The 2,635-nt window shown below is 58.7% G+C and carries 3 protein-coding genes and 1 pseudogene; 1 reads left to right on the plus strand and 3 read right to left on the minus strand.

Annotated features, from left to right (window positions below; genetic code table 11):
* Window positions 1-725 (plus strand): CoA transferase (locus JHD07_RS36590; protein ID WP_291631038.1); only part of this gene is annotated, 725 nt, incomplete at its 5' end.
* Window positions 726-827: 102 nt separating this feature from the next.
* Here the strand turns inward: JHD07_RS36590 and JHD07_RS36595 are convergent.
* The 3 genes and pseudogenes from JHD07_RS36595 to JHD07_RS36605 form a co-directional block, all read right to left on the minus strand.
* Window positions 828-1,151, minus strand: a complete 324-nt coding sequence (locus JHD07_RS36595) for a hypothetical protein (RefSeq protein WP_155253861.1) — start codon at window positions 1,149-1,151, stop codon at window positions 828-830.
* 324 nt (window positions 1,152-1,475) lie between these two features.
* Window positions 1,476-1,795, minus strand: a pseudogene (locus JHD07_RS36600) (IS256 family transposase); the annotation flags it as partial.
* Window positions 1,796-1,983: 188 nt separating this feature from the next.
* On the minus strand, window positions 1,984-2,635 hold a 652-nt coding region (locus tag JHD07_RS36605), incomplete at its 5' end, for a hypothetical protein (protein ID WP_291631041.1).

The following is a 2,635-nucleotide window of genomic DNA, read 5'->3' on the forward strand; positions in this document are numbered from 1 at the left end:
AGGCTGCCTCCGGAATCGCCGCGATGAACGTCGTGGATGGCATGCCGCGCTATTTCCCGACGATCATCTGCGACAAGCTCTGCGGCTACATTCTCGCCTCCAGCATCGGCGTGGCGTTGTTTGCACGCGAGCGCACAGGCGTCGGCCAGGAAGTCCATGTTGCCGTGATGGACGCCATGGTCGGCTTTAACATGATCGAACATCTTTGGGGCGGCGTGATCGACCGGCCCGACCTCGGCCTCGGCTACAGTCGCATGCTGACGCCTCACCGTCGACCCTACAAGACGTCGGACGGCTATATATCGCTTCTCGCTGTCACCGACGACCAATGGTCACGGTTGTTTGCGGCCATAGAGCGGCCGGAACTCGCAAAGGATCCTCGCTTCCTTCACCTGGAAGATCGTGTGCGAAACATCGACGAATTGTACGGTATTGTTGTCGAGCCGATAAAGACTCGAACCACGGCTGAATGGCAGGAGCAGCTAAATATCGCCGACATTCCAAACGGGCCGGTGAACGATTTCCAGTCCATCTTCACAAACGGAGATCTCGCGGAGGGACACTTCTTCCGGCGGCTGGATCATCCGGCCGCGGGACGAACGGTATCGATGGCTCCGCTGGCAAGCTTCTCTCGAACCGCGGCGTCGCTTCATCGCAAGCCACCCCGCCTCGGAGAACACACCGAGGAAATTCTCAACGAATTAACGACGCAGACCGGAGCGTAATCGCTCCTTATCTCCTGAGGAGCACATCTGCTTTGATCAGGGGCCCGCAATATCAGCGCGACATCAAGACCAACTGCTCAGACACGCGCGGCTTCGGCGATTTTACTTGCACGCCGTCCGATCTTCGTCCATTGCGTGCATCCTATGTGCGAGCACCCGCACAGGCGGCTCGGAGAAATTGAAGTGGTCGAGCTGCAGTCGAGGATCACTGGTGCTGAAACGTCCGACGGAAGCCACAGAAATGCGGGGTACCGTTGTGCGTGATAAAGCGGCGAGCGCCGGACCGAGATCGCTGAAGTGCATGCTCGCGATTTTTGACGCGGTCGCACATTCCCACGACGGATTGTCGCTCGCCGAGCTTTCAAGCCGTCTCGGTTCGCCCAAGAGCATTTTGTTGACGTTGTTGCGTCCGATGGTGGCCGACAACTTCCTGACCCATACCAATGGCCGCTACACGCTCGGCAACGAGAGCTTCGCCCTAGCCACCAGCATTTTGTCGACCCGAAAGTTCGGGACCGTAGTTCGCGGCTTGATGGTGGAGTTGCAGCAGCATTGCCCGGAGACCATCATCCTCGCTGTCAGGTCTCCCAACGCCAAAAGACGTCGCTCCGCTCGCGGTACTCCTTTCGAGCCCGTATGCTTCGAAAATCACCGGACAAGCAGTGAGCGTGAACGGTGGGATTTCCGCGGCCTAGTCCGGCGCGTCGACACATTGATCAGCATCAGGTTCATCGCCCAGCGACCGACTCAGTCCTCCTGCGCCGCCGTTTCCCAACTCGGGATCGTGACCTCGCGGCCCTCCATGCTCCGGACCCGCGGGCGCTCGACCTCGATCTTGCCGCCGTGGAAACCGATCCGGTCCCACGTTCGGCCCCAACGGTGCGCCCGCCGCGCCGCATCGCGCCCGCGGCGACGGCCTGCAGGCCGCCGTCACTTCCGCCTCCATCATCGTGCCGAACACTCGATCCCTGCCGCAAGACAGAACCGATCGACGCTCGCCCGCACTTCCCCAAACGCTTCGTCCACAGCCCCGGCGCCGGCGAACCAGCCGGGGTGATATCCCTTGTCATGGCGTTGCCCGAATCAGCGCCCCGAGCCTACCGGCTCAAGGTGGGCAACGCCGACCTCTTCAGAAACTCAACAGAACCCGGGACATCCCCCAATTCCAGATGTCTTGTTCGAAGATGCAACGAATGTCACTTGGGCCTCTGTTGGTCATCAATTCGTGAGAAGATCACTTTTTGACGTAACGGCCGTGCTAAGAAGACTGTTTTCCAGCGCCTCCGGCATCACTTGCGACATCTAGCTTGACGACACGCGCGTTCTGACCTGGCTCACCAACAACCAAAAATTCTTCCGCGCCATAGCCTGCCTCAATTGGAATTCGAAGTATCCTACCTCCTGGAGATGTTTGCACTTCAGGCCTGACTGTCACGACGGTTTCATCCCGGGCAGCTGCAAGTGCCTGCATCACCGAGTCATGACGTCCCAACTTCTCGAGATTCAATAGTGTCGGGAAAAGTACCGTTCGCCTTTGTGCGTCGGCGTCGTTGCGTGCTTGAGCTGGGGTGATCCATGTAGAGTCGACGGCTTCGTGACCGTCGTGCCGTAAAACATGATCAATCGGAGCTTGAGCGAGAAAAAAATAGGTGTCGAAACGCTTTGGCATATGCGGCGGCGTAATCCAGTGGGCAAAGTGCACAAGCTGATCGAAGGCCGCGATCAAATATTCCCGCTCGATCATGTCAGCAAAGCCAAGTGTCCCGGCCTCGATGGCCTGACGATAAGCGATACCCAACGTTTCTGCTCGCGCACCATCAACCAAGGGACCACCGCGGTACTCGCGAGCGAAAAGAACGCCACATTCTTCAAAAGCTTCACGAGCCGCTGCCGCCATGAGACCAAGCATC

This window comes from Bradyrhizobium sp. (genome assembly GCF_016462955.1).
Taxonomy (GTDB): domain Bacteria; phylum Pseudomonadota; class Alphaproteobacteria; order Rhizobiales; family Xanthobacteraceae; genus Bradyrhizobium.